General features: G+C 68.3%; 21 protein-coding genes. 13 read left to right on the top strand and 8 right to left on the bottom strand.

Annotated features, from left to right (window positions below; all coding sequences use genetic code 11):
* Window positions 1-221 precede the first annotated feature (221 nt).
* Complete coding sequence (locus L3N39_RS16675) at window positions 222-1,022, top strand: GntR family transcriptional regulator (RefSeq protein ID WP_237258542.1); 801 nt, start codon at window positions 222-224, stop codon at window positions 1,020-1,022.
* Window positions 1,023-1,066: 44 nt separating this feature from the next.
* On the opposite strand, the gene smpB is transcribed toward L3N39_RS16675, so the two are convergent.
* Window positions 1,067-1,549 carry an SsrA-binding protein SmpB gene (smpB, locus tag L3N39_RS16680; RefSeq protein ID WP_237258543.1) on the bottom strand — a complete coding sequence of 161 codons (483 nt, stop codon included), beginning with the start codon at window positions 1,547-1,549 and terminating at the stop codon, window positions 1,067-1,069.
* Between the two features lie 177 nt (window positions 1,550-1,726).
* Between smpB and L3N39_RS16685 the strand changes: the two genes are divergently transcribed.
* Window positions 1,727-2,161: a type II toxin-antitoxin system RatA family toxin gene (locus L3N39_RS16685; RefSeq protein WP_237258544.1), complete on the top strand. Its 435-nt coding sequence runs from the start codon at window positions 1,727-1,729 to the stop codon at window positions 2,159-2,161.
* Window positions 2,154-2,462, top strand: a complete 309-nt coding sequence (locus tag L3N39_RS16690; protein ID WP_237258545.1) for an RnfH family protein — start codon at window positions 2,154-2,156, stop codon at window positions 2,460-2,462. The genes L3N39_RS16685 and L3N39_RS16690 overlap by 8 nt, the downstream gene beginning before the upstream one ends.
* A 96-nt stretch (window positions 2,463-2,558) precedes the next feature.
* Here L3N39_RS16690 and L3N39_RS16695 read toward each other — a convergent pair whose 3' ends face one another.
* Window positions 2,559-3,257, bottom strand: coding sequence for an SIMPL domain-containing protein (locus tag L3N39_RS16695; RefSeq protein WP_237258546.1), 699 nt, complete (start codon window positions 3,255-3,257; stop codon window positions 2,559-2,561).
* Window positions 3,258-3,417: 160 nt separating this feature from the next.
* Here L3N39_RS16695 and L3N39_RS16700 point away from each other — a divergent pair, with 160 nt between their 5' ends.
* The 6 genes from L3N39_RS16700 to L3N39_RS16725 all read left to right on the top strand — a co-directional run bounded on the left by L3N39_RS16700 (window position 3,418) and on the right by L3N39_RS16725 (window position 8,241).
* On the top strand, window positions 3,418-4,671 hold the full coding sequence (locus L3N39_RS16700; protein ID WP_237258547.1) for an ATP-binding protein: 1,254 nt from the start codon (window positions 3,418-3,420) through the stop codon (window positions 4,669-4,671).
* 32 nt (window positions 4,672-4,703) lie between these two features.
* Window positions 4,704-5,264 carry a response regulator transcription factor gene (locus L3N39_RS16705; protein ID WP_237258548.1) on the top strand — a complete coding sequence of 187 codons (561 nt, stop codon included), beginning with the start codon at window positions 4,704-4,706 and terminating at the stop codon, window positions 5,262-5,264.
* A gap of 88 nt (window positions 5,265-5,352) precedes the next feature.
* Window positions 5,353-6,291, top strand: coding sequence for an AEC family transporter (locus L3N39_RS16710; protein ID WP_237258549.1), 939 nt, complete (start codon window positions 5,353-5,355; stop codon window positions 6,289-6,291).
* A 196-nt stretch (window positions 6,292-6,487) separates the two neighbouring features.
* Window positions 6,488-7,462: a M23 family metallopeptidase gene (locus L3N39_RS16715; RefSeq protein ID WP_237258550.1), complete on the top strand. Its 975-nt coding sequence runs from the start codon at window positions 6,488-6,490 to the stop codon at window positions 7,460-7,462.
* Window positions 7,443-7,799, top strand: coding sequence for a hypothetical protein (locus tag L3N39_RS16720; RefSeq protein WP_237258551.1), 357 nt, complete (start codon window positions 7,443-7,445; stop codon window positions 7,797-7,799). The genes L3N39_RS16715 and L3N39_RS16720 overlap by 20 nt, the downstream gene beginning before the upstream one ends.
* A gap of 16 nt (window positions 7,800-7,815) precedes the next feature.
* The gene (locus L3N39_RS16725) at window positions 7,816-8,241 is read left to right on the top strand and encodes a bactofilin family protein (RefSeq protein WP_237258552.1); all 426 of its coding nucleotides are present in this window, start codon (window positions 7,816-7,818) and stop codon (window positions 8,239-8,241) included.
* A 16-nt stretch (window positions 8,242-8,257) separates the two neighbouring features.
* Here L3N39_RS16725 and L3N39_RS16730 read toward each other — a convergent pair whose 3' ends face one another.
* From L3N39_RS16730 to gatC, 6 genes are all read right to left on the bottom strand, one after another.
* Window positions 8,258-9,346: a calcium/sodium antiporter gene (locus L3N39_RS16730; protein ID WP_237258553.1), complete on the bottom strand. Its 1,089-nt coding sequence runs from the start codon at window positions 9,344-9,346 to the stop codon at window positions 8,258-8,260.
* Between the two features lie 25 nt (window positions 9,347-9,371).
* Window positions 9,372-10,442, bottom strand: coding sequence for a calcium/sodium antiporter (locus tag L3N39_RS16735; RefSeq protein WP_237258554.1), 1,071 nt, complete (start codon window positions 10,440-10,442; stop codon window positions 9,372-9,374).
* 52 nt (window positions 10,443-10,494) lie between these two features.
* Window positions 10,495-10,899, bottom strand: a complete 405-nt coding sequence (locus tag L3N39_RS16740; protein ID WP_237258555.1) for a septal ring lytic transglycosylase RlpA family protein — start codon at window positions 10,897-10,899, stop codon at window positions 10,495-10,497.
* A 74-nt stretch (window positions 10,900-10,973) separates the two neighbouring features.
* Window positions 10,974-12,419 carry an Asp-tRNA(Asn)/Glu-tRNA(Gln) amidotransferase subunit GatB gene (gatB, locus tag L3N39_RS16745; protein WP_237258556.1) on the bottom strand — a complete coding sequence of 482 codons (1,446 nt, stop codon included), beginning with the start codon at window positions 12,417-12,419 and terminating at the stop codon, window positions 10,974-10,976.
* A 13-nt stretch (window positions 12,420-12,432) separates the two neighbouring features.
* Complete coding sequence (gene gatA / locus L3N39_RS16750; RefSeq protein ID WP_237258557.1) at window positions 12,433-13,884, bottom strand: Asp-tRNA(Asn)/Glu-tRNA(Gln) amidotransferase subunit GatA; 1,452 nt, start codon at window positions 13,882-13,884, stop codon at window positions 12,433-12,435.
* 14 nt (window positions 13,885-13,898) lie between these two features.
* The gene (gatC, locus tag L3N39_RS16755; protein WP_237258558.1) at window positions 13,899-14,186 is read right to left on the bottom strand and encodes an Asp-tRNA(Asn)/Glu-tRNA(Gln) amidotransferase subunit GatC; all 288 of its coding nucleotides are present in this window, start codon (window positions 14,184-14,186) and stop codon (window positions 13,899-13,901) included.
* 262 nt (window positions 14,187-14,448) lie between these two features.
* Here gatC and mreB point away from each other — a divergent pair, with 262 nt between their 5' ends.
* The 4 genes from mreB (at window position 14,449) to L3N39_RS16775 (ending at window position 17,746) form a co-directional block, all read left to right on the top strand.
* Complete coding sequence (mreB, locus tag L3N39_RS16760) at window positions 14,449-15,486, top strand: rod shape-determining protein MreB (protein ID WP_237258559.1); 1,038 nt, start codon at window positions 14,449-14,451, stop codon at window positions 15,484-15,486.
* 149 nt (window positions 15,487-15,635) lie between these two features.
* A complete protein-coding gene (gene mreC, locus L3N39_RS16765; protein ID WP_431978043.1) occupies window positions 15,636-16,565 on the top strand; it encodes a rod shape-determining protein MreC in 930 nt (309 codons plus the stop codon).
* Complete coding sequence (gene mreD / locus L3N39_RS16770) at window positions 16,562-17,047, top strand: rod shape-determining protein MreD (RefSeq protein WP_237258561.1); 486 nt, start codon at window positions 16,562-16,564, stop codon at window positions 17,045-17,047. The genes mreC and mreD overlap by 4 nt, the downstream gene beginning before the upstream one ends.
* A gap of 108 nt (window positions 17,048-17,155) precedes the next feature.
* Window positions 17,156-17,746: a Maf family protein gene (locus tag L3N39_RS16775; RefSeq protein ID WP_237258562.1), complete on the top strand. Its 591-nt coding sequence runs from the start codon at window positions 17,156-17,158 to the stop codon at window positions 17,744-17,746.
* Window positions 17,747-17,763 lie beyond the last annotated feature (17 nt).

The following is a 17,763-nucleotide window of genomic DNA, read 5'->3' on the forward strand; positions in this document are numbered from 1 at the left end:
ATCGGGTGAGACGTCATGCGTTGGTCCTCTTCTTATTCAGGTTGCCTGTCAATTGGTAATACCAATTCTGCCAGGCGAAGAGGCAGGGTAAGAGTTGCCGCTCCGGTGCGTCAATTAGGGTGCTATAGACATTGGTAGTAGCGTTGCGGCTTGCCGCCGGACGGCGTCGTCGTTAGCCTTGCGCAATTTTCAAAGTGGTCAAACCAATCTCGGGAAGTTTCATGGAAATCGGAATGGTGCGCCAGCGGCGGCTGGCCGACGACATCGTCACGCAGCTGGAAACCATGATCCTGGAGGGCACGCTCAAGGCTGGCGAGCGCCTGCCGGCCGAGCGCGCGCTGGCCGAGCAGTTCGGCGTCTCGCGGCCATCGCTGCGCGAGGCGATCCAGAAGCTGGTGGCCAAGGGGTTGCTGGTCAGTCGCCACGGTGGCGGCAACTTCGTCTCGCAGTCGCTGGGCTCGACCTTCAGCGATCCGCTACTGCACCTGTTGGAGAGCAATACCGACGCCCAGCGCGACCTGCTGGAGTTCCGCCATACCTTGGAAGGCAGCTGCGCCTACTATGCGGCGCTGCGCGCCACCGAGGTGGACCAGCGCCGCCTCAGCGACGCCTTCGCGGTGCTGCAGGACTGCTACACGCGCGAAGGCAAGGTCACCCGTGCCGAGGAGGGCGCGGCCGATGCGCAGTTCCACCTGGCGATCGCCGAGGCCAGCCACAATGCGGTGCTGCTGCACACCATCCGCGGGCTGTTCGACCTGCTCAAGCGCAACGTGGTGACCAACATCGGCGGCATGTACGCGCTGCGCGACGAGACGCGTCACATGCTGATGAACCAGCACCGCGAACTCTACGAGGCGATCATGGCGCGCCGCGCGGACGAGGCGCGCGACGTGATCCACCGGCATATCAACTATGTGCAGGAAGTGCTCGCCGAGGGCCAGCAGGAAGCGCGGCGCCTGGCGCGAGCGCAGCGCCGACAGGGCTCTGCGGGTGGCGAACTGCAGGCCTCAGGCGACAAGTAGGGACGTGGAACGGGAGCCGCGATGGGCTCCCGCTTGTGGCAGCGTCAGTCGTCCTTGCCCTTGCTGCGCATGGCGCGCTGGATCTCGCGGTCGGAGTCGCGCTCCTTCTCGCTGTGGCGCTTGTCGAACTCCTTCTTGCCCTTGGCCAGGGCGATCTCGCACTTGATCATGTGCTTCTTCCAGTACAGCGCCAGCGCCACGCAGGCGTAGCCTTTCTGCTGTACGGCACCGAACAGCTTGCCCAGCTCGCGCTTGTTCAGCAGCAGCTTGCGGGTGCGCGTCGGGTCGGCGATGACGTGGGTGCTGGCGCTGGTCAGCGGGCTGATGTGCGCGCCCATCAGCCAGGCTTCGCCATCCTTGAGCAGCACGTAGCTGTCGACCAGCTGCGCCTTGCCGGCGCGCAGGCTCTTGACTTCCCAGCCGGCGAGCACAAGCCCGGCCTCGAATTTCTGTTCGATGAAGTAGTCGTGCAGCGCCTTCTTGTTCAGCGCGATGGTCCCGGGGGACTGTTTTTTCTGTTTGGCCATAGGGCGCGCATTATAGGGAGTCGCGCAGCGGCTGGCGACAGGCGCGCAGCGGGGGCGAACTTGAGGCGATCCGGCTAATCCCGGACAATGCTGCACGATGTTTCAGGCGCCGGTGCCCCGGTGCCTGGCTCGACGCTGACCGGCCGGCCGGCGCTCGTACCGAAGTAGAAGGTCCGCATGACGACGCATATTCAACGCTCCGCGCTGCTGCCCTATCCCGCGCAGGCTCTGTTCGACATGGTCAACGACGTGGCGAGCTACCCGCAGTTCCTGCCCTGGTGCACGGCCACCGAGGTGCTGTCCAGCAGCGATACGCTCATGCAGGCGAGCATGACGGTGGGCAAGGCGGGGCTGAGCCAGCGCTTCAAGACCCGCAATCAGCTGGAGCCGGGCAAGCGTATCGAGATGACTCTCGAGGAAGGGCCGTTCAGCCACCTGCACGGCATCTGGGAATTCAAGGCGCTCGGCGAGAAGGCCTGCAAGATCAGCCTCGACCTGCGCTTCGACTACGCCGGGCCGCTGGTCAAGATGGCCCTGGGCCCGCTGTTCACCCAGGCTGCCAACACCCTGGTCGATGCCTTCTGCGAAAGGGCCAGGCAACTCTATGGATAAGCCGATCGCCATCGAGGTCGTCTACGCCCTGGCCGACCGCCAGCGCCTGCTGAGCCTCACCGTGCCGCCGGGCACCAGCGTGCGCCAGGCTGCGCTGCTTTCGGGCATGGACCGTCATTTCCCCGGGCTGGACCTGGCCGGCGCGCCGCTGGGCATCTTTGGCAAGGCGGTGGCCAAGCCCGACGAGCGGCTGGTACAGGACGGCGAGCGGGTGGAGATCTACCGCCCGCTGATCGCCGATCCGAAGGAGGTGCGCAAGCAGCGCGCTGCCAAGGCTGCGGCGAAGAAGGCCGACGACTGAGCGTGCCAGGGCAGGCACAAGGCCGGGCAATGCCCGGCCTTGTCTTGTCTGCTGTGGATCGGTCGCGGGGCGCCTGGCGGTCGTGCGGCGGCCGGCTCAGGGTTGCACGACCTCGATCACGCCGCTGGCGGTAAGGCTGATCGGCCGGCTGCCGGCCTCGATCTCCGGTACGGCGGCGGCATCGAACATGGCGGTTTTCATCCGCGGGCTGTGCAGCGGCTGGAAGCCGCCGCCATCGAGGCTGAGGCTGACCAGCCGGTATTCGCGGCCGCCCAGCGCCTCGGTGGCCAGTTTTGCGCGGGCGCGGAACGCGGCCACCGCCTCCTTCAGCAGGGCGTCCTCGGTCTGCCTGCCGAGCGTCTCGGACACGCTGAACTGCATGTCGGCCATCTTCAGCGTCTGCAGAAGCTCGGCGACAAGCCCCGCCAGCATGGCGAAATCGGCGCTCTCCAGGTGCAGTTCGGCGCGCTCGCGCCAGCCGACGATCTTCTGTCCCTTGTCGTCGTAGACCGGGTAGCTGCTGCGATTGCCCTGGCGGGTAGTGACGCCCTTGGCCAGCCGCGCGCGCTGCATGGCCTGGTTGAGGGTCTGGGTGGTGCCCTCGGCCAGGCGCGCCGGATCGCTGTGCTGGCTCTCGCTGTAGAGCGTGACCTGCATGCGGTCGTGCGGCACCTCGCGACTGACCTCGGCGCGCAGCGACACCTGGTTGTAGCGCGGCTCGTCGGCCAGGGCCGGGGCGCCGATGGCCGTTAGGCATGCCAGCAGGGCGATGCTGTGAGAGACTCGCTTGAACATGGGCTGCTCCTTGTCGTGTGCAGAGAGGACGGGCAAGAGGAATCGAGCGATGAATGTAACCGGCCCTGGCCGTTTGCACAGTGAATCCGTGCGTCCCGTTGCCGCACGGGATTCGGCGTATGGGTGGCTTCGTTATACTCGCCGCATCCTTGGAGACCCCATGTATTCATCCGTTCAGCTGCTGTCGGCCAGCCGCGAGAATCTGCGGCTGCTGATCCTGATCCGAATTCTCGTGCTCGCCGCCCAGTCCGGTGCGGTGGGCATCGCCTATGCGACCCAGCTGCTGACGCTGCCCTGGCTGGCTCTGGGCGTGACCCTGGCGCTGTCGGCGCTGCTCTGCCTGGGCACCGCGCTGCGCCTGCGCGGGCCCTGGCCGGTGACCGAGCTCGAGTACGCCGTGCACCTGGGCTGCGACCTGCTGATCCATAGCGCGCTGCTGTACTACTCCGGCGGCTCGACCAACCCCTTCGTCTCCTATTACCTGGTGCCGCTGACCATCGCCGCGGCCACGCTGCCGTGGCTGTACTCGATCGTGCTGTCGGGCTTCGCCCTGGCCGGCTACACCGCGATGCTGATCTGGTACGATCCCCTGCAACTCGATCCGGCGCAACGCGCCACGCTGCAGGTCTACGGCATGTGGCTGAGCTTCGCCCTGGCCGCCGCGCTGATCACCTTCTTCGTCGCCCGCATGGCCGAGCAGTTGCGCCAGCAGGCCCAGCTGCAGGCCCAGCGCCGCGAGGAGAGCATGCGCGACCAGCAACTGTTGGCGGTGGCGACCCAGGCGGCCGGCGCGGCCCACGAGCTGGGCACGCCGCTGGCGACCATGAGCGTGCTGCTCAAGGAATTGCGCCAGGAATACAAGGAACCCCAGCTCCACGAGGACCTCGGGCTGCTGCAGTCCCAAGTCCAGCTGTGCAAGGAAAGCCTGCAGCAACTGGTGCGCGCGGCCGAGGCCGACCGTCGCCAGGCAGTCCAGGAGCAGACGGCCAGGGAGTGGGTCGATGCCGTGCTGCAGCGCTGGCACCTGATGCGCCCCGAGGCGACCTATCGCTTCCAGTGCCTGGGCAAGGGCAGCGCGCCGCGGCTGATGCCGGCGGCCGACCTCAGCCAGTCGCTGCTCAACCTGCTGAACAATGCCACCGATGCCTGTCCGGACGACCTCGACGTGCGCCTGGACTGGGACGCCCAGTGGGTCAAGCTGACCATCCGCGACCACGGGGCCGGCGTGCCGCTGGCCATCGCCGAGCAGATCGGCCGGCCGTTCATCACCACCAAGGGCAAGGGATTCGGCCTCGGCCTGTTTCTCAGCCAGGCCAGCGTGACCCGCGCCGGCGGCACCGTGAAGCTCTACAACCACGAAGAAGGTGGCACACTGACCGAGTTGCGCCTGCCGCATGGCTTGCTGCGCAGCTGACATTCAGGCGTGCCAATTGGAGGAATGCAGACATGACCGATGAGTTGCAGCAAGAGGGAGAAGAGCAACCTCATCTGCTTCTGGTGGATGACGATCCCACGTTCACCCGCGTGATGGCACGTGCCATGAGCCGCCGCGGCCTGCGCGTGAGCATCGCCGGCTCGGCGGACGAGGGGCTGGCCATGGCCCGCCAGGACATACCCGATTACGCCGTGCTGGACCTGAAGATGGACGGTGACTCCGGCCTGGTGCTGCTGCCCAAGTTGCTGGAAGTCGACCCGGAAATGCGCGTGCTGATCCTCACCGGCTACTCGAGCATCGCCACCGCCGTGGAGGCCATCAAGCGCGGCGCCTGCAACTACCTGTGCAAGCCGGCCGATGCCGACGACGTGCTCGCCGCGCTGCTGTCGCAGCACGCCGACCTCGATTCGCTGGTGCCGGAAAACCCGATGTCTGTCGATCGCCTGCAGTGGGAGCACATCCAGCGCGTGCTCAGCGAGCACGACGGCAACATCTCCGCGACCGCGCGCGCCCTCGGCATGCATCGCCGCACCCTGCAACGCAAGCTGCAGAAGCGCCCGGTCCGCCGCTGAACCGCCCGCGCGGCGCCCGGCGGGCCTCGCTGCCGCCGGGCGCCGTTTGCTTTAACATGCCCGGACTCCTTCGCGCCAAGGCCCCGGCATGCCCCTGATCCTGCAGACTCTCAACGTCACCGCGCCGGTCTTCGCCATGCTCTTCGTCGGCGTGGCACTGCGTCGCCTGGGCTGGATCGACGTGCCCTTCATCAACACCGCCTCGGCGCTGGTGTTCCGCGCGACCATGCCGACCCTGCTGTTCATCTCCATCATCGAGGCGGACCTGGCCGCCGCACTGCAGCCGCGCGTGTTGCTCTACTTCAGCGCAGCGACCCTGGCGACCTTCCTGCTCGCCTGGGGCTGGGCGCTGCTGCGCTGCCCGCCAGCCGACCGCGGGGTCTACGTGCAGGGCGCGTTCCGCGGCAACAACGGCATCGTCGGCCTGGCCCTGGCCAGCAGCCTGTACGGCGACTACGGCCTGTCGTTGGGCGGCGTGCTGGCCGGCCTGGTGATCCTGCTCTACAACGTCCTCTCGGCGGTGGTGCTGGCGATCTACAGCCCGAGCGGCCGCTACGATGTCGGCTCGATCGTCGCCAGCATCCTGCGCAACCCGTTGATCATCGGCGTGGTCGCGGCCATGCCCTTCGCCTACTGGCAGATCGGGCTGCCGGGCTGGCTGATGACCAGTGCCGGCTACTTCGCCAAGATGACCCTGCCGTTGGCGCTGATCTGCATCGGCGGCACGCTCTCGCTCGCCGCGCTGCGCGAGAGCAGCGGCCCGGCGCTCAGCTCGAGCCTGATGAAGATGGTCTGGCTGCCGCTGCTGGGCACCGTCGGCGCCTGGCTCTGCGGCCTGCACGGTCCGGAACTCGGCATCCTGTTCCTCTATTTCGCCAGCCCGACCGCGGCGGCCAGCTTCGTCATGGCCCGGGCGGTGAATGCCAATGCGCAGCTGGCCGCGGCGATCATCGTCATCACCACCTTGATGGCTGCGTTGACCATCAACGCCGGATTGTTCCTGCTCGGCTGGCTGGGCTGGATCTAGCGCGGCCGACGCGCCTGCTGCCGGCCGAGTTCCGTGCCGCTTTGTGACCGAGGTCGGTTTTTGGCAAAGAGGCGTCGGCCAATCCTCGTAATCGCCCAGCGTGCCGCAGATAAAGCACCGCGTTTGCGGCAGATTCCCCGGATGAATCAACGGCTTGCCTGGCCAGGCAAGCCGTCCTGCGTGCTGGGGAATCACCATGGCTGTTCTGTTCTCACCTTCGAGCCGCGCGCTGATCCGCGGCGACATCCGTGTGGTCAATCCGCGCCGGCTGGTGCTGCGGGGTATCGCCGTCTTGCTCGTGCTGAGCCTGGCCAGCTTCGCCGGCGGCGTCTGGCTCGGCCGCGACCTGGGTGGGTCGCCCGAGGCGACCGGGCTCGCCCCGCGCGAACTCGGCAACGAGGGTCGCTTCGCCATCGCCCGGGTCGGCGAAGTCGTCGGCCGCCTGAAATCCCTGGAGTCGGACCTGCTCGCCCTGCAGCAGATGATGGACGAGCAGCGCACACTGCACCGTCAGCTCTCGGCGCTCGATCCGACGCTGCTGCCGGTGCTGGTGCCCGAGCGCGGTGCTGCCGGCAGCGGTGGCGTGCTGCTGCCGCCGCGCGGCTGCTCGCAGACGCTGCAGGACGCCGAACTGGCGACCCTGGGGGACCTGTCACGCAGCGAAGGCTCGGCGCGCTGCCTGCGCCAGCTGCTCGATGCGCTGATGCAGCGCGCGGCCGAACGCAATGCCGCGCTGATGGCCATTCCCTCCCGGCGCCCGGTGGGCCAGGCCCGCCTGGGCTCGGCCTTCGGCAATCGACTCGATCCGTTCCGCAAGCAGCTGGCCTTCCATTCCGGCGTCGATTTTGCCCTCGCCACCGGCTCCGCCGTGCGCGCCGCCGCCGGCGGGCGGGTGCGCTTTGCCGGCACCCGCGGCGCCTACGGCAAGCTGGTGGAGATTGACCACGGGAATCGCCTGGTGACCCGCTATGCGCACCTGTCGCGGCTGGATGTACGCAAGGGCGAGGTGGTCACCCCCGAACAGCGCATCGGCGCGGTCGGCTCGACCGGTCGCTCCACCGGCCCGCACCTGCATTTCGAAGTGCTGCACAAGGGCCGCTTCGTCGATCCGCAGCGTTTCCTGGCCCTGGGCGACCTCGAGCGAGTCGGCGATGGCTTGGCCGAGGACTAGCAAGCCCAGCACCCGCGAGCTGCTGCGGGCCGAGCACCGGCTGCAGGCGGTGCGCGACCGGCGCTCCGGGCGCTGGGTCTGGCTGGCGCTGCTGCTGGTGATCGGCGCGCTGCTCGCTTTGCGCAACCACGAGCAGGCGTTGCATGCGCAGCAGGTCGTCGCGCTGGCCGAGGAAAGTCGCGCGTTGCGCACCAGCCTGGAGCAGCGGCGCCTGCAAGGGCAGGAAAGCCAGGCCACCCAGGAGCAGCTGCTCAGGCGCATCGCCACGCTGTCGGCCCAGGTCGAGCGCCTGCAGACGGACCTGGCCTTCTTTCGCCAGCAGAAGAAAGCCCGATAACCCACTGGAGTAGATGATGTTCAACAAGAAACGCCCGGTTTCCCGGGTCACCGTCGAGCAGTTTTCCAGCCTGATTTCCGGCAATATCTCGCTCGATGGCGGGGTCAGCTTCGAGGAGGGCCTCAAGGTCAGTGGCCAGGTGAAGGGCAACGTCTGTCACAAGCCGGGCACGCACAGCCTGCTGGCGCTCAGTGCCGAAGGCCGGATCGAAGGCAACGTCAGCAGCTACGATGCGCTGATCGACGGCACCATCGTCGGCGATCTGGTGGTCGAGCACCTGCTCGAGCTGCACTCCAATGCCCGGGTGCGCGGCAATATCCGCTACCGCCAGCTGAGCATGGAGAACGGCGCGGTGGTCGACGGCGTGCTCAGCCGGATGGGCGACGAGGAAGAGGGCGCGCAGGTGTTCGAACTGCCGCGACCTCAGGTCCGCGAGGGCTGAGCACGCGTGCCGGCCGTCAGCGCTGGGCCTTCCAGGCGCGGCCGGCGATGACCAGGATGGTCACCGCGGTCAGTGGGATCACGTAGCCCAGCATCGCCTCGCCGAAGGTCTGGGCGAACGGCCGGCCGGTGTTGGCCAGCACCAGGTAGGCCGTGTAGGCGACGTAGTAGCCAAGGAACAGCAGGCCCTCCCAGCGGCGGATGCAGTAGCCGGCGAAGAAGATCGGCAAGCAGGCCAGGGCGACGCCGATCATCACCGGGAAGTCGAAGGCCAGCGCCGTCGCGGACACGCCGATCGCCTTGGGCGAGACCAGCGACGCCAGGCCCAGCACGCAGAGCAGGTTGAACAGGTTGCTGCCGACGATGTTGCCCACGGCAATGTCGCGCTCGCCGCGGATCGCCGCGAGAATCGAGGTCGCCAGCTCCGGCAGCGAGGTGCCGATGGCGATCACCGTCAGGCCGATCACCAGTTCCGAAAGGCCCAGCGCGCGGGCCAGCGCGACGGCACCTTCGACGAGGAAGTTCGACCCCAGCACCAGCAGCACCAGCCCGGCGAGCACCAGGCCGGTGTTGATCAGGCTGGCATGCGGCTTGGCCGCTTCGTGCAGGCCGAACTCGCGGGCGAACTCGTCGTCGGCCTCGTTGACCTTGTTGTTGCGCCGGCTGTTGACGATCAGGAAGCCCGTATAGCCCAGCACGCAGACGAACAGCAGGGCACCATCGAGCCGGCCCAGGGCGCCATCCCAGGCCAGTGCGTAGGTCAGCAGACTGGCGCCGATCATGAGCGGCACGTCCAGGCGGATCAGCTGGCGCGACACCACCAGCGGCGCGACCGCCGCGGTCAGGCCGAGGATCAGCAGCACGTTGGCGATGTTGCTGCCGATCACGTTGCCGACCGCGATGTCGCCGCTGCCGCCCCATGCCGCCTGCACGCTCACCGCGGTCTCCGGGGCGCTGGTGCCGAAGGCGACCACGGTCAGGCCGATGATCAGCGGCGAGATGCCGAACTGAGCGGCCAGGCGGGCGGCGCCGCGGACCAGCACCTCGGCGCCGACGACGAGCAGCACCAGGCCGGCCACGAGGTAAACAAAGGTCATCAGGGTCATCGAAGGCTCCGCAGGGTGGGATAGATCAGTGCCGGCGTTTCCAGGCGCGCAGAAAGATCACCGCCAGGGTGGTCGCGGTCAAGGGCAATACGTACCAAGTCATTGCATGGCGCAGCAGCTCGAGCGCGCCGAGGCCGGCGGCGAACAACACCAGGTACAGGCAGTAGGCCAGGTAGTAGCCGAAGAACAGCAGGCCCTCCCAGCGATTGATGCAATACCCGGAGAAGAAGATCGGCAGGCAGGCGGCGAACACCGCCAGCATCACCGGGAAGTCGAACGCCAGCGCGTTGGGTGAGATGGACAGCCCGCCGGGGGCCAGCGAGGCCGCCGAGCCGAGCACCAGGGTCAGGTTGTAGATGCTGCTGCCGACTACGTTGCCCACGGCGATGTCGCGCTGGCCGCGCAGTACGGCGAGCAGCGAAGTGGCCAGCTCGGGCAGCGAGGTGCCGACGGCGACGACGGTCAGGCCGATGACCAGCTCCGAGAGACCGAAGGCCCGGGCGAGGCTGGAGGCGCCCTCGACCAGCAGGCGGGAGCCGACCACCAGCAGCCCCAGGCCGAGCAGGATCAGCGGGACCTGCGCCAGCCAGCCCGGTGCGCCGGTGTCCGCCCTGCGCGGTGGCGGGGCCGCGGCATGGCGGCGCTCGTGCCGCGCCGCGAACACCAGGAAGGCGCTGTAGCCGAGCATGGCGAGCAGCAGCAGCGCGCCGTCCCCATGGCTCAGGCGGCCGTCATGGGCGAGCAGGTAGGCCAGGCCGCCGGTGGCGAGCATCACCGGGATGTCCAGGCGGATCAGCTGGCGCGAGACCAGCAGCGGCGCCACCAGCGCGCACAGGCCGAGGATCAGCAGGATGTTGGCGATGTTGCTGCCCAGCGCGTTGCCCACCGCCAGGTCGCCGCGCCCGGACAGCGATGCCTGCAGGCCGATGGCGGTTTCCGGCGAGCTGGTGCCGAGTGCGACGATGGTCAGGCCGACGATCAGCGGCGCGATCCCCAGGCGGATGGCCAGGCGCGATGCGCCGCGCACCAGCGCCTCGGCGCCGGCGACCAGCAGCATGAGGCCGGCGACCAGGTAGCTGGCGACCAGCAGCGACACTAGGCGGCTCCCGTGCTGGACACGGTCGCGCCAGGCAGCCCAGGCAAGTCGCTCACCGTTCGGCTTCGATGCGCACGCGCACCACGCCGTCGTCGATCATGTCGAGCTTTTGGGCGGCTGCACGGGACAGGTCGATGATGCGGCCGCGCCGGTAGGGGCCGCGGTCGTTGATGCGCACGGTCACCTGGCGGCCATTCTCCAGGTTGGTGACCCGCACCCGGGTGCCGAAGGGTAGCGAGCGGTGGGCGGCGACCAGGGCATTCTGGTCATGCGCCTCGCCGCTGGCGGTCTTCTGGCCGTGGTGCATGCGCGCATAGAACGAGGCCTTGCCTTGCTGGGTGAAGGCCTGCGGGCGCTCGCGCGGTGGTTTTTCCGGTGCCGGGGCCGGCGGCCGTTCGGCACAGCCGGCAGCGAACAGGATGAACAGGGCGACGGCCAGCAACCGACCGATATGCATGGGGCGATCCTTCCCTCTGACCAGGCTGGCGGCGCCGGCGGCCGTGCGTGCCGGCTGCCGCCGTGGCCTTGTTGTCAGCCTTCGAGTTTCTTCTTCAGCAGTTGGTTCACCTGGCCGGGGTTGGCCTTGCCCTTGGAAGCCTTCATCGCCTGGCCGACGAAGAAGCCGAACATCTTGCCGCGCTTGGCCTCATCGCTGGCGCGGTACTGTTCGACCTGCTCGGCGTTGGCGGCCAGCACCTCGTCGAGCATCGCCTCGATCGCGCCGGCGTCGGTGACCTGCTTGAGGCCCTTCTGCTCGATGATCGCGTCCGCCGAGCCTTCGCCGGCGGCCATGGCCTCGAAGACCATCTTGGCGATCTTGCCGCTGATGGTGTCGTCCTTGATGCGCAGGATCATGCCGCCCAGCTGCTCGGCCGAAACCGGCGACTGCTCGATGTCCAGGCCTTCCTTGTTCAGCAGGCTGGACAGCTCGCCCATCACCCAGTTGGCGGCGAGCTTGGCATCGCCGCAGGTGGCGTTGACCTGCTCGAAGTAGTCGGCCAGCTCGCGGCTGGCCGACAGCACGCTGGCATCGTAGGTGGACAGGCCGAACTCGCGCTCGAAGCGCTCGCGCTTCTGCGTCGGCAGCTCCGGCAGCTCGCCGCGCAGCTGCTCGAGGAAGCTCTGCTCGATCACCACCGGCAGCAGGTCCGGACAGGGGAAGTAGCGGTAGTCGTTGGCTTCTTCCTTGCCGCGCATCGAGCGCGTCTCGTCCTTGTTCGGGTCATACAGGCGGGTTTCCTGGATGACCTTGCCGCCGTCCTCGATCAGCTCGATCTGCCGCTGGATCTCGTGGTTGATCGCCTTTTCGATGAAGCGGAAGGAGTTGACGTTCTTGATCTCGGCGCGGGTGCCGAAGGCTTCCTGGCCCTTGGGGCGTACCGAGACGTTGCAGTCGCAGCGCAGCGAGCCCTCGGCCATGTTGCCGTCGCAGATGCCCAGGTAGCGCACCAGCGCGTGGATGGCCTTGACGTAGGCCACCGCCTCCTTGGCCGAGCGGATGTCCGGTTCGGAGACGATCTCCAGCAGCGGCGTGCCGGCGCGGTTGAGGTCGATGCCGGTCATGCCGTGGAAGTCTTCGTGCAGGCTCTTGCCGGCATCCTCTTCCAGGTGCGCGCGGGTGATGCCGATGCGCTTGACGGTGCCGTCTTCCAGGGTGATGTCGAGGAAGCCCTTGCCGACGATGGGGTGGTCCATCTGGCTGGTCTGGTAGCCCTTGGGCAGGTCGGGGTAGAAGTAGTTCTTGCGCGCGAAGACGTTCTTCTCGCCGATCTCGGCGTCGATGGCCAGGCCGAACATGCAGGCCATGCGCACGGCGTTCTCGTTGAGCACCGGCAGGGTGCCGGGCATGCCGAGGTCGACCAGGCTGGCCTGGGTGTTGGGCTCGGCACCGAAGGTGGTGGCGCTGCCGGAGAAGATCTTCGAGCGGGTGCTGAGCTGTGCGTGGATTTCCAGCCCGATCACGGTTTCCCATTGCATCTGTTCGGTCTCCTCAGAATCCGGCCGGGGCGCGCAGGTGCCAATCGCTGACCTGCTGGTACTGGTGCGCGACGTTGAGCAGGCGGGCCTCCTGGAAGTACGGCGCCAGCAGCTGCACGCCGACGGGCAGGCCGTCGATGAAGCCGGCCGGCATCGACAGGCCGGGAATGCCGGCCAGGTTGGCGGTGATGGTGTAGATGTCCTCGAGGTAGGCCGAGACCGGGTCGGCGTTCTTTTCGCCGAGCTTCCAGGCCAGGTTCGGCGTGGTCGGGCCGAGGATCAGGTCGACCTCCGCGAAGGCCGCGACGAAGTCGTTCTTGACCAGCCGGCGGATCTGCTGTGCCTTGATGTAGTAGGCGTCGTAGTAGCCGGCCGAGAGGGCGTAGGTGCCGACCATGATGCGGCGCTTGACCTCGTCGCCGAAGCCTTCGGCGCGGGAACGCTTGTACAGATCGGTGAGATCGGCCGGGTTCTCGCAGCGGTAGCCGAAGCGCACGCCGTCGAAGCGCGACAGGTTGGAGCTGGCCTCGGCCGGGGCGATCACATAATAGGAAGGGATCGCATGCTGCATGTTCGGCAGGCTGATGTCCTTGACCGTGGCGCCGAGCTTTTTCAGTTCCTCGACCACGGCCAGCACGGCGCTGGCGATCTTCGGATCCAGGCCCTCGCCAAAGTATTCCTTCGGCAGGCCGATGCGCAGGCCGGCCAGCGGCTGGCTCAGCGCGGCCAGGTAGTCGTCCAGCGGCTGGTCGACGCTGGTCGAGTCCTTCGGGTCGAAGCCGGCCATGGCGCCGAGCAGCAGCGCGCAGTCCTCGGCGGTGCGCGCCATCGGGCCGCCCTGGTCGAGGCTCGAGGCGTAGGCGACCATGCCCCAGCGCGAGACGCGGCCGTAGGTGGGCTTGAGGCCGGTGAGGTTGGTCAGCGCCGCCGGCTGGCGGATCGAGCCGCCGGTGTCGGTGCCGGTGGCGGCCGGCAGCAGGCGGGCGGCGATCGCCGCGGCCGAGCCACCGGAGGAGCCACCCGGCACGCGGGTCAGGTCCCAGGGGTTCTTCACCGCGCCGTAGTGGCTGGATTCGTTGGCCGAGCCCATGGCGAACTCGTCCATGTTCAGCTTGCCGAGCGTGACCGTGCCGGCGGCGGCGAGCTTCTCGACGACGGTGGCGTCGTAGGGCGCGGCGAAGTTGTCGAGCATCTTCGAGCCGCAGCTGGTGCGGATGCCCTGGGTGCAGAACAGGTCCTTGTGGCCGATCGGTGCGCCGAGCAGCGCGCCGCTCTCGCCGGCGGCGCGGCGCGCATCGGCGGCGCGCGCCTGGGCCAGGGCCAGTTCCTCGGTAACGGTGATGAAGCTGTTGAGCTGCGGGTCGAGGCTGGCGATGCGCGCCAGCAGGCTGCCCGCCAGCTCCTCGGCGGAGAACTGGCGGTCGCTCAGGCCGCGGGCGATCTGGGCTAGGGTCAGTTGATGCATGTCGGCTTCCTCAATCACTCGATGACCCGCGGGACCAGGTACAGGCCGTTTTCCACCGCCGGGGCGATGGCCTGGTAGGCGTCGCGCTGGTTCGCTTCGGTGACCTCGTCGGCGCGCAGGCGCTGGGTCGTCTCCAGCGGGTGGGCCAGCGGCTCGATGCCGGTGGTGTCGACCGCCTGCATGCGGTCGATCAGGCCCAGGATGTTGTTCAGCGTTTCGGTGGTGCGGGGCAGGTCGCCCTCGGCCAGGCCCAGGCGGGCCAGGTGAGCGATCTTTTCCACCTCGGAGCGTTCAATCGCCATCGGGTTTCTCCAGCGCAAAGCGAATCGGTGCCGCCCCGGTCGCAGGCGGCTCCGCTGCAACCGGCGTCTCGGCGTCCGGCAAAGGCGGCAATGGTACATGCCCGTGCCGGTTCCCGGTAGCGCGCCGGGCGCCGGCACTTTTCGCCGATTGGTGCACACCCGCTCGGCGCCGCGCCGAATCGCGCCTTGCCCTGACCTGATGCCATTGTTAGAGTTTGCGGCAATTTTTTCCCCACGCGTTTGCCCCAAGGGCCCCTCTCCAATGTTCAAGAAACTGCGTGGCATGTTTTCCAGCGATCTGTCGATCGACCTGGGCACTGCCAATACCCTCATTTATGTGCGCGAGCGCGGCATCGTTCTCGACGAGCCCTCGGTCGTCGCCATCCGTAGCCATGGCAACCAGAAGAGCGTCGTGGCCGTGGGTACCGAAGCCAAGCGCATGCTGGGCCGCACGCCGGGCAACATCAATGCCATCCGCCCGATGAAGGACGGCGTGATCGCCGATTTCAGCGTCTGCGAGAAGATGCTGCAGTACTTCATCAACAAGGTTCACGAGAACAGCTTCCTGCAGCCGTCGCCGCGCGTGCTGATCTGCGTGCCCTGCAAGTCGACCCAGGTCGAGCGCCGGGCGATCCGCGAGTCGGCCCTGGGCGCCGGCGCCCGCGAAGTGTTCCTCATCGAGGAGCCGATGGCCGCGGCGATCGGCGCCGGCCTGCCGGTGGACGAGGCGCGTGGCTCGATGGTCGTCGACATCGGTGGCGGCACCACCGAGATCGCGCTGATCTCGCTCAACGGCGTGGTCTATGCCGAATCGGTGCGCGTCGGCGGTGATCGCTTCGACGAAGCCATCGTCACCTATGTGCGGCGCAACTATGGCAGCCTGATCGGCGAATCCACCGCCGAGCGCATCAAGCAGGAAATCGGTACCGCCTTTCCCGGTGGCGAGCTGCGCGAGGTCGACGTGCGCGGGCGCAACCTGGCCGAGGGCGTGCCGCGCAGCTTCACGCTCAACTCCAACGAAGTGCTCGAGGCGCTGCAGGAATCGCTGGCGACCATCGTCCAGGCGGTCAAGAGCGCGCTGGAGCAGTCCCCGCCGGAGCTCGCCTCGGACATCGCCGAGCGCGGCCTGGTGCTGACCGGTGGTGGCGCGCTGCTGCGCGACCTGGACAAGCTGCTGGCCCAGGAAACCGGCCTGCCGGTGATCGTCGCCGAGGAGCCGCTGACCTGCGTCGCCCGCGGCGGCGGCCGTGCCCTGGAAATGATGGACCGCCACGCCATGGACCTGCTCTCCACCGAGTGAGTCCGGCGCAACGCGCACCAGGCGGCAAGCGCGGAGGGTGGCACGATGCTTCCCTTCGGCTTGCCGCGTCTGGTTTCTAGCCCAGTCGCGAGGTATCGACGATCAAACCGCTATTCGCCAAAGGACCCTCGCTCGGCGTGCGCCTGCTGGTGCTGGCTGTCGTCTGCGTCGCGCTGATGGTGGTGGATGCGCGTTTCGATACGCTCAAGCCGGTGCGCAGCCAGCTCGGCCTGGCCCTGACGCCGTTCTACTGGCTGGCCGACCTGCCGGTGCGCGCCTGGAACACCGCGACCCAGCAGCTGACCAGCAGCAGTACGCTGATGGCCGAGAACGAGCGGCTCAAGGCCGAGGCCCTGCTGATGCAGCGCCGCCTGCAGAAGCTGGCCATGCTCACCGAACAGAACGTGCGCCTGCGCGAGCTGCTCAATTCCGCGGCGCTGGTCGACGACCGCGTGCTGGTGGCCGAGCTGATCGGCCTGGACCCGAACCCCTTCACCCACCGCGTGCTGGTCGACAAGGGCGAGAAGGACGGCGTGTTTCTCGGCCAGCCGGTGCTCGACGCCAGCGGCCTGATGGGCCAGGTGGTGGAGGTGATGCCCTATGCCGCGCGGGTGCTGCTGATCACCGACGTCACCCACAGCATTCCGGTGCAGGTCAATCGCAACGGGCTGCGGGCGATCGCGGTCGGCACCGGCGACCCCGAGTACCTGGAGCTGCGCCACGTGGCCGAGACGGCGGATATCAAGGAGGGCGACCTGCTGGTCAGCTCCGGCCTGGGGCAGCGCTTCCCGAGTGGCTATCCGGTGGCCCAGGTGCGCGAAGTGGTGCGCGATTCCGGCCAGCCGTTCGCCATCGTCCGCGCCACGCCGACCGCGATGCTCAACCGCAGCCGCTACCTGCTGTTGGTCTTCAGCGATTCGCGCAGCCCCGAGGAGCGCGCCGCCGCAGCCGCCCAGGCACAGGCCGAGGCCGACGCCCGGCGGCCGCAGGGCGAGGCGCCGACGGGCACGTCCGAGGCGGCGGCGCCGGCGCCCGCATCGCCTGCCGCGACAGAAGCACCTGCCGGAGAGCCGCAATGATCGTGCGCCCGCGCAACGGATGGGTGATCTGGCTGACGCTGATCATCGGCCTGGTGCTCAGCATCGTGCCGATGCCGGCCAGTGCCGAGCTCGGCCGGCCGCTGTGGCTGGGCATGGTGATCGCCTTCTGGGCGCTGGTGCTGCCGCATCGCGGTGGGATGGGCGCGGCCTTCTGCGCCGGCCTGGCGCTCGACGTGCTGGCCGGCACGCTGCTCGGGCAGAACGGCCTGCCGCTGATCCTGGTGGCCTTCCTCGTGCTCAGCCTGCAGCAGCGCCTGCGCATGTTCCCGCTCTGGCAGCAGAGCATGGTCCTGTTGGTGGTGCTCGGCATCGCCCAGCTGGTGCAGCTGTGGCTCAACACCCTCACCGGCAACCGGCCGCCGACGCTGCTGTTCCTGGTCCCGGTGCCGATCAGCGCGCTGCTCTGGCCGTGGCTGTTCGTCGCGCTGCAGTGGCTGCGCCGGCGCTTCGAGGTGTCCTGAGGCCGGCGTGCCGGCACCGCCCGCTGCCCGCCCGCGCGCGGCTTCGTCGCGCTTTTCGTCGTCCCGTCGATATGCGACTCTGCGCCTTATTTTGCGCAAGGATCAGGCATGGGCGCGTTGTACCTCGCCTCGGCGTCTCCCCGACGCCGCGAATTGCTCCAGCAGATCGGAGTTCCGTTTTCGCTTCTCGCGGTGGCTGTCGATGAAGACCCGATGCCGGGCGAGCCGGCCGAGGCCTATGTGCAACGGGTCGCGCTGGACAAGGCACGCGCCGGGCTGGCTGCGCTGGACACGGTGGATGCCTGCGTGCTGGGCGCCGACACCAGCGTGGTGCTCGACGGGCGCATCCTCGGCAAGCCGGTCGACCGCGCCGACGGCCTGGCGATGCTGCAGGCGCTGGCCGGGCGCAGCCATCGCGTGCTGACGGCCGTGGCGCTGGTCTCGCCCAGCGCCTGCGAGACCCGCCTGGTGGCCAGCGAAGTCGAGTTCCGCCCGATCGCCGCGGCCGAGGCCGAGGCCTACTGGGACAGCGGCGAGCCTTGCGACAAGGCCGGGGGCTACGGTATCCAGGGCTGGGGCGCGGCGTTCGTCAGCCGGATCGCGGGCAGCTACTCGGCGGTGGTCGGCCTGCCGCTCTGCGAGACCGCCCAGCTGCTCGATCTCTTCGGCCTGCCCCGTTGGTGCAAAGCCGCGACATAGAGCCGGCCGGCAATTCT

The organism is Pseudomonas oligotrophica (assembly GCF_021726475.1).
Classification (GTDB): domain Bacteria; phylum Pseudomonadota; class Gammaproteobacteria; order Pseudomonadales; family Pseudomonadaceae; genus Stutzerimonas; species Stutzerimonas oligotrophica.

What these genes read in the sequence shown, in the direction of transcription:
- L3N39_RS16675 (WP_237258542.1), top strand. Translation starts at nt 222, where the DNA reads ATGGAAATCGGAATGGTGCGCCAGCGGCGGCTGGCCGACGACATCGTC.
- smpB (WP_237258543.1), bottom strand. Translation starts at nt 1,549, where the DNA reads ATGGCCAAACAGAAAAAACAGTCCCCCGGGACCATCGCGCTGAACAAG.
- L3N39_RS16685 (WP_237258544.1), top strand. Translation starts at nt 1,727, where the DNA reads ATGACGACGCATATTCAACGCTCCGCGCTGCTGCCCTATCCCGCGCAG.
- L3N39_RS16690 (WP_237258545.1), top strand. Translation starts at nt 2,154, where the DNA reads ATGGATAAGCCGATCGCCATCGAGGTCGTCTACGCCCTGGCCGACCGC.
- L3N39_RS16695 (WP_237258546.1), bottom strand. Translation starts at nt 3,257, where the DNA reads ATGTTCAAGCGAGTCTCTCACAGCATCGCCCTGCTGGCATGCCTAACG.
- L3N39_RS16700 (WP_237258547.1), top strand. Translation starts at nt 3,418, where the DNA reads ATGTATTCATCCGTTCAGCTGCTGTCGGCCAGCCGCGAGAATCTGCGG.
- L3N39_RS16705 (WP_237258548.1), top strand. Translation starts at nt 4,704, where the DNA reads ATGACCGATGAGTTGCAGCAAGAGGGAGAAGAGCAACCTCATCTGCTT.
- L3N39_RS16710 (WP_237258549.1), top strand. Translation starts at nt 5,353, where the DNA reads ATGCCCCTGATCCTGCAGACTCTCAACGTCACCGCGCCGGTCTTCGCC.
- L3N39_RS16715 (WP_237258550.1), top strand. Translation starts at nt 6,488, where the DNA reads ATGGCTGTTCTGTTCTCACCTTCGAGCCGCGCGCTGATCCGCGGCGAC.
- L3N39_RS16720 (WP_237258551.1), top strand. Translation starts at nt 7,443, where the DNA reads ATGGCTTGGCCGAGGACTAGCAAGCCCAGCACCCGCGAGCTGCTGCGG.
- L3N39_RS16725 (WP_237258552.1), top strand. Translation starts at nt 7,816, where the DNA reads ATGTTCAACAAGAAACGCCCGGTTTCCCGGGTCACCGTCGAGCAGTTT.
- L3N39_RS16730 (WP_237258553.1), bottom strand. Translation starts at nt 9,346, where the DNA reads ATGACCCTGATGACCTTTGTTTACCTCGTGGCCGGCCTGGTGCTGCTC.
- L3N39_RS16740 (WP_237258555.1), bottom strand. Translation starts at nt 10,899, where the DNA reads ATGCATATCGGTCGGTTGCTGGCCGTCGCCCTGTTCATCCTGTTCGCT.
- gatB (WP_237258556.1), bottom strand. Translation starts at nt 12,419, where the DNA reads ATGCAATGGGAAACCGTGATCGGGCTGGAAATCCACGCACAGCTCAGC.
- gatA (WP_237258557.1), bottom strand. Translation starts at nt 13,884, where the DNA reads ATGCATCAACTGACCCTAGCCCAGATCGCCCGCGGCCTGAGCGACCGC.
- gatC (WP_237258558.1), bottom strand. Translation starts at nt 14,186, where the DNA reads ATGGCGATTGAACGCTCCGAGGTGGAAAAGATCGCTCACCTGGCCCGC.
- mreB (WP_237258559.1), top strand. Translation starts at nt 14,449, where the DNA reads ATGTTCAAGAAACTGCGTGGCATGTTTTCCAGCGATCTGTCGATCGAC.
- mreD (WP_237258561.1), top strand. Translation starts at nt 16,562, where the DNA reads ATGATCGTGCGCCCGCGCAACGGATGGGTGATCTGGCTGACGCTGATC.
- L3N39_RS16775 (WP_237258562.1), top strand. Translation starts at nt 17,156, where the DNA reads ATGGGCGCGTTGTACCTCGCCTCGGCGTCTCCCCGACGCCGCGAATTG.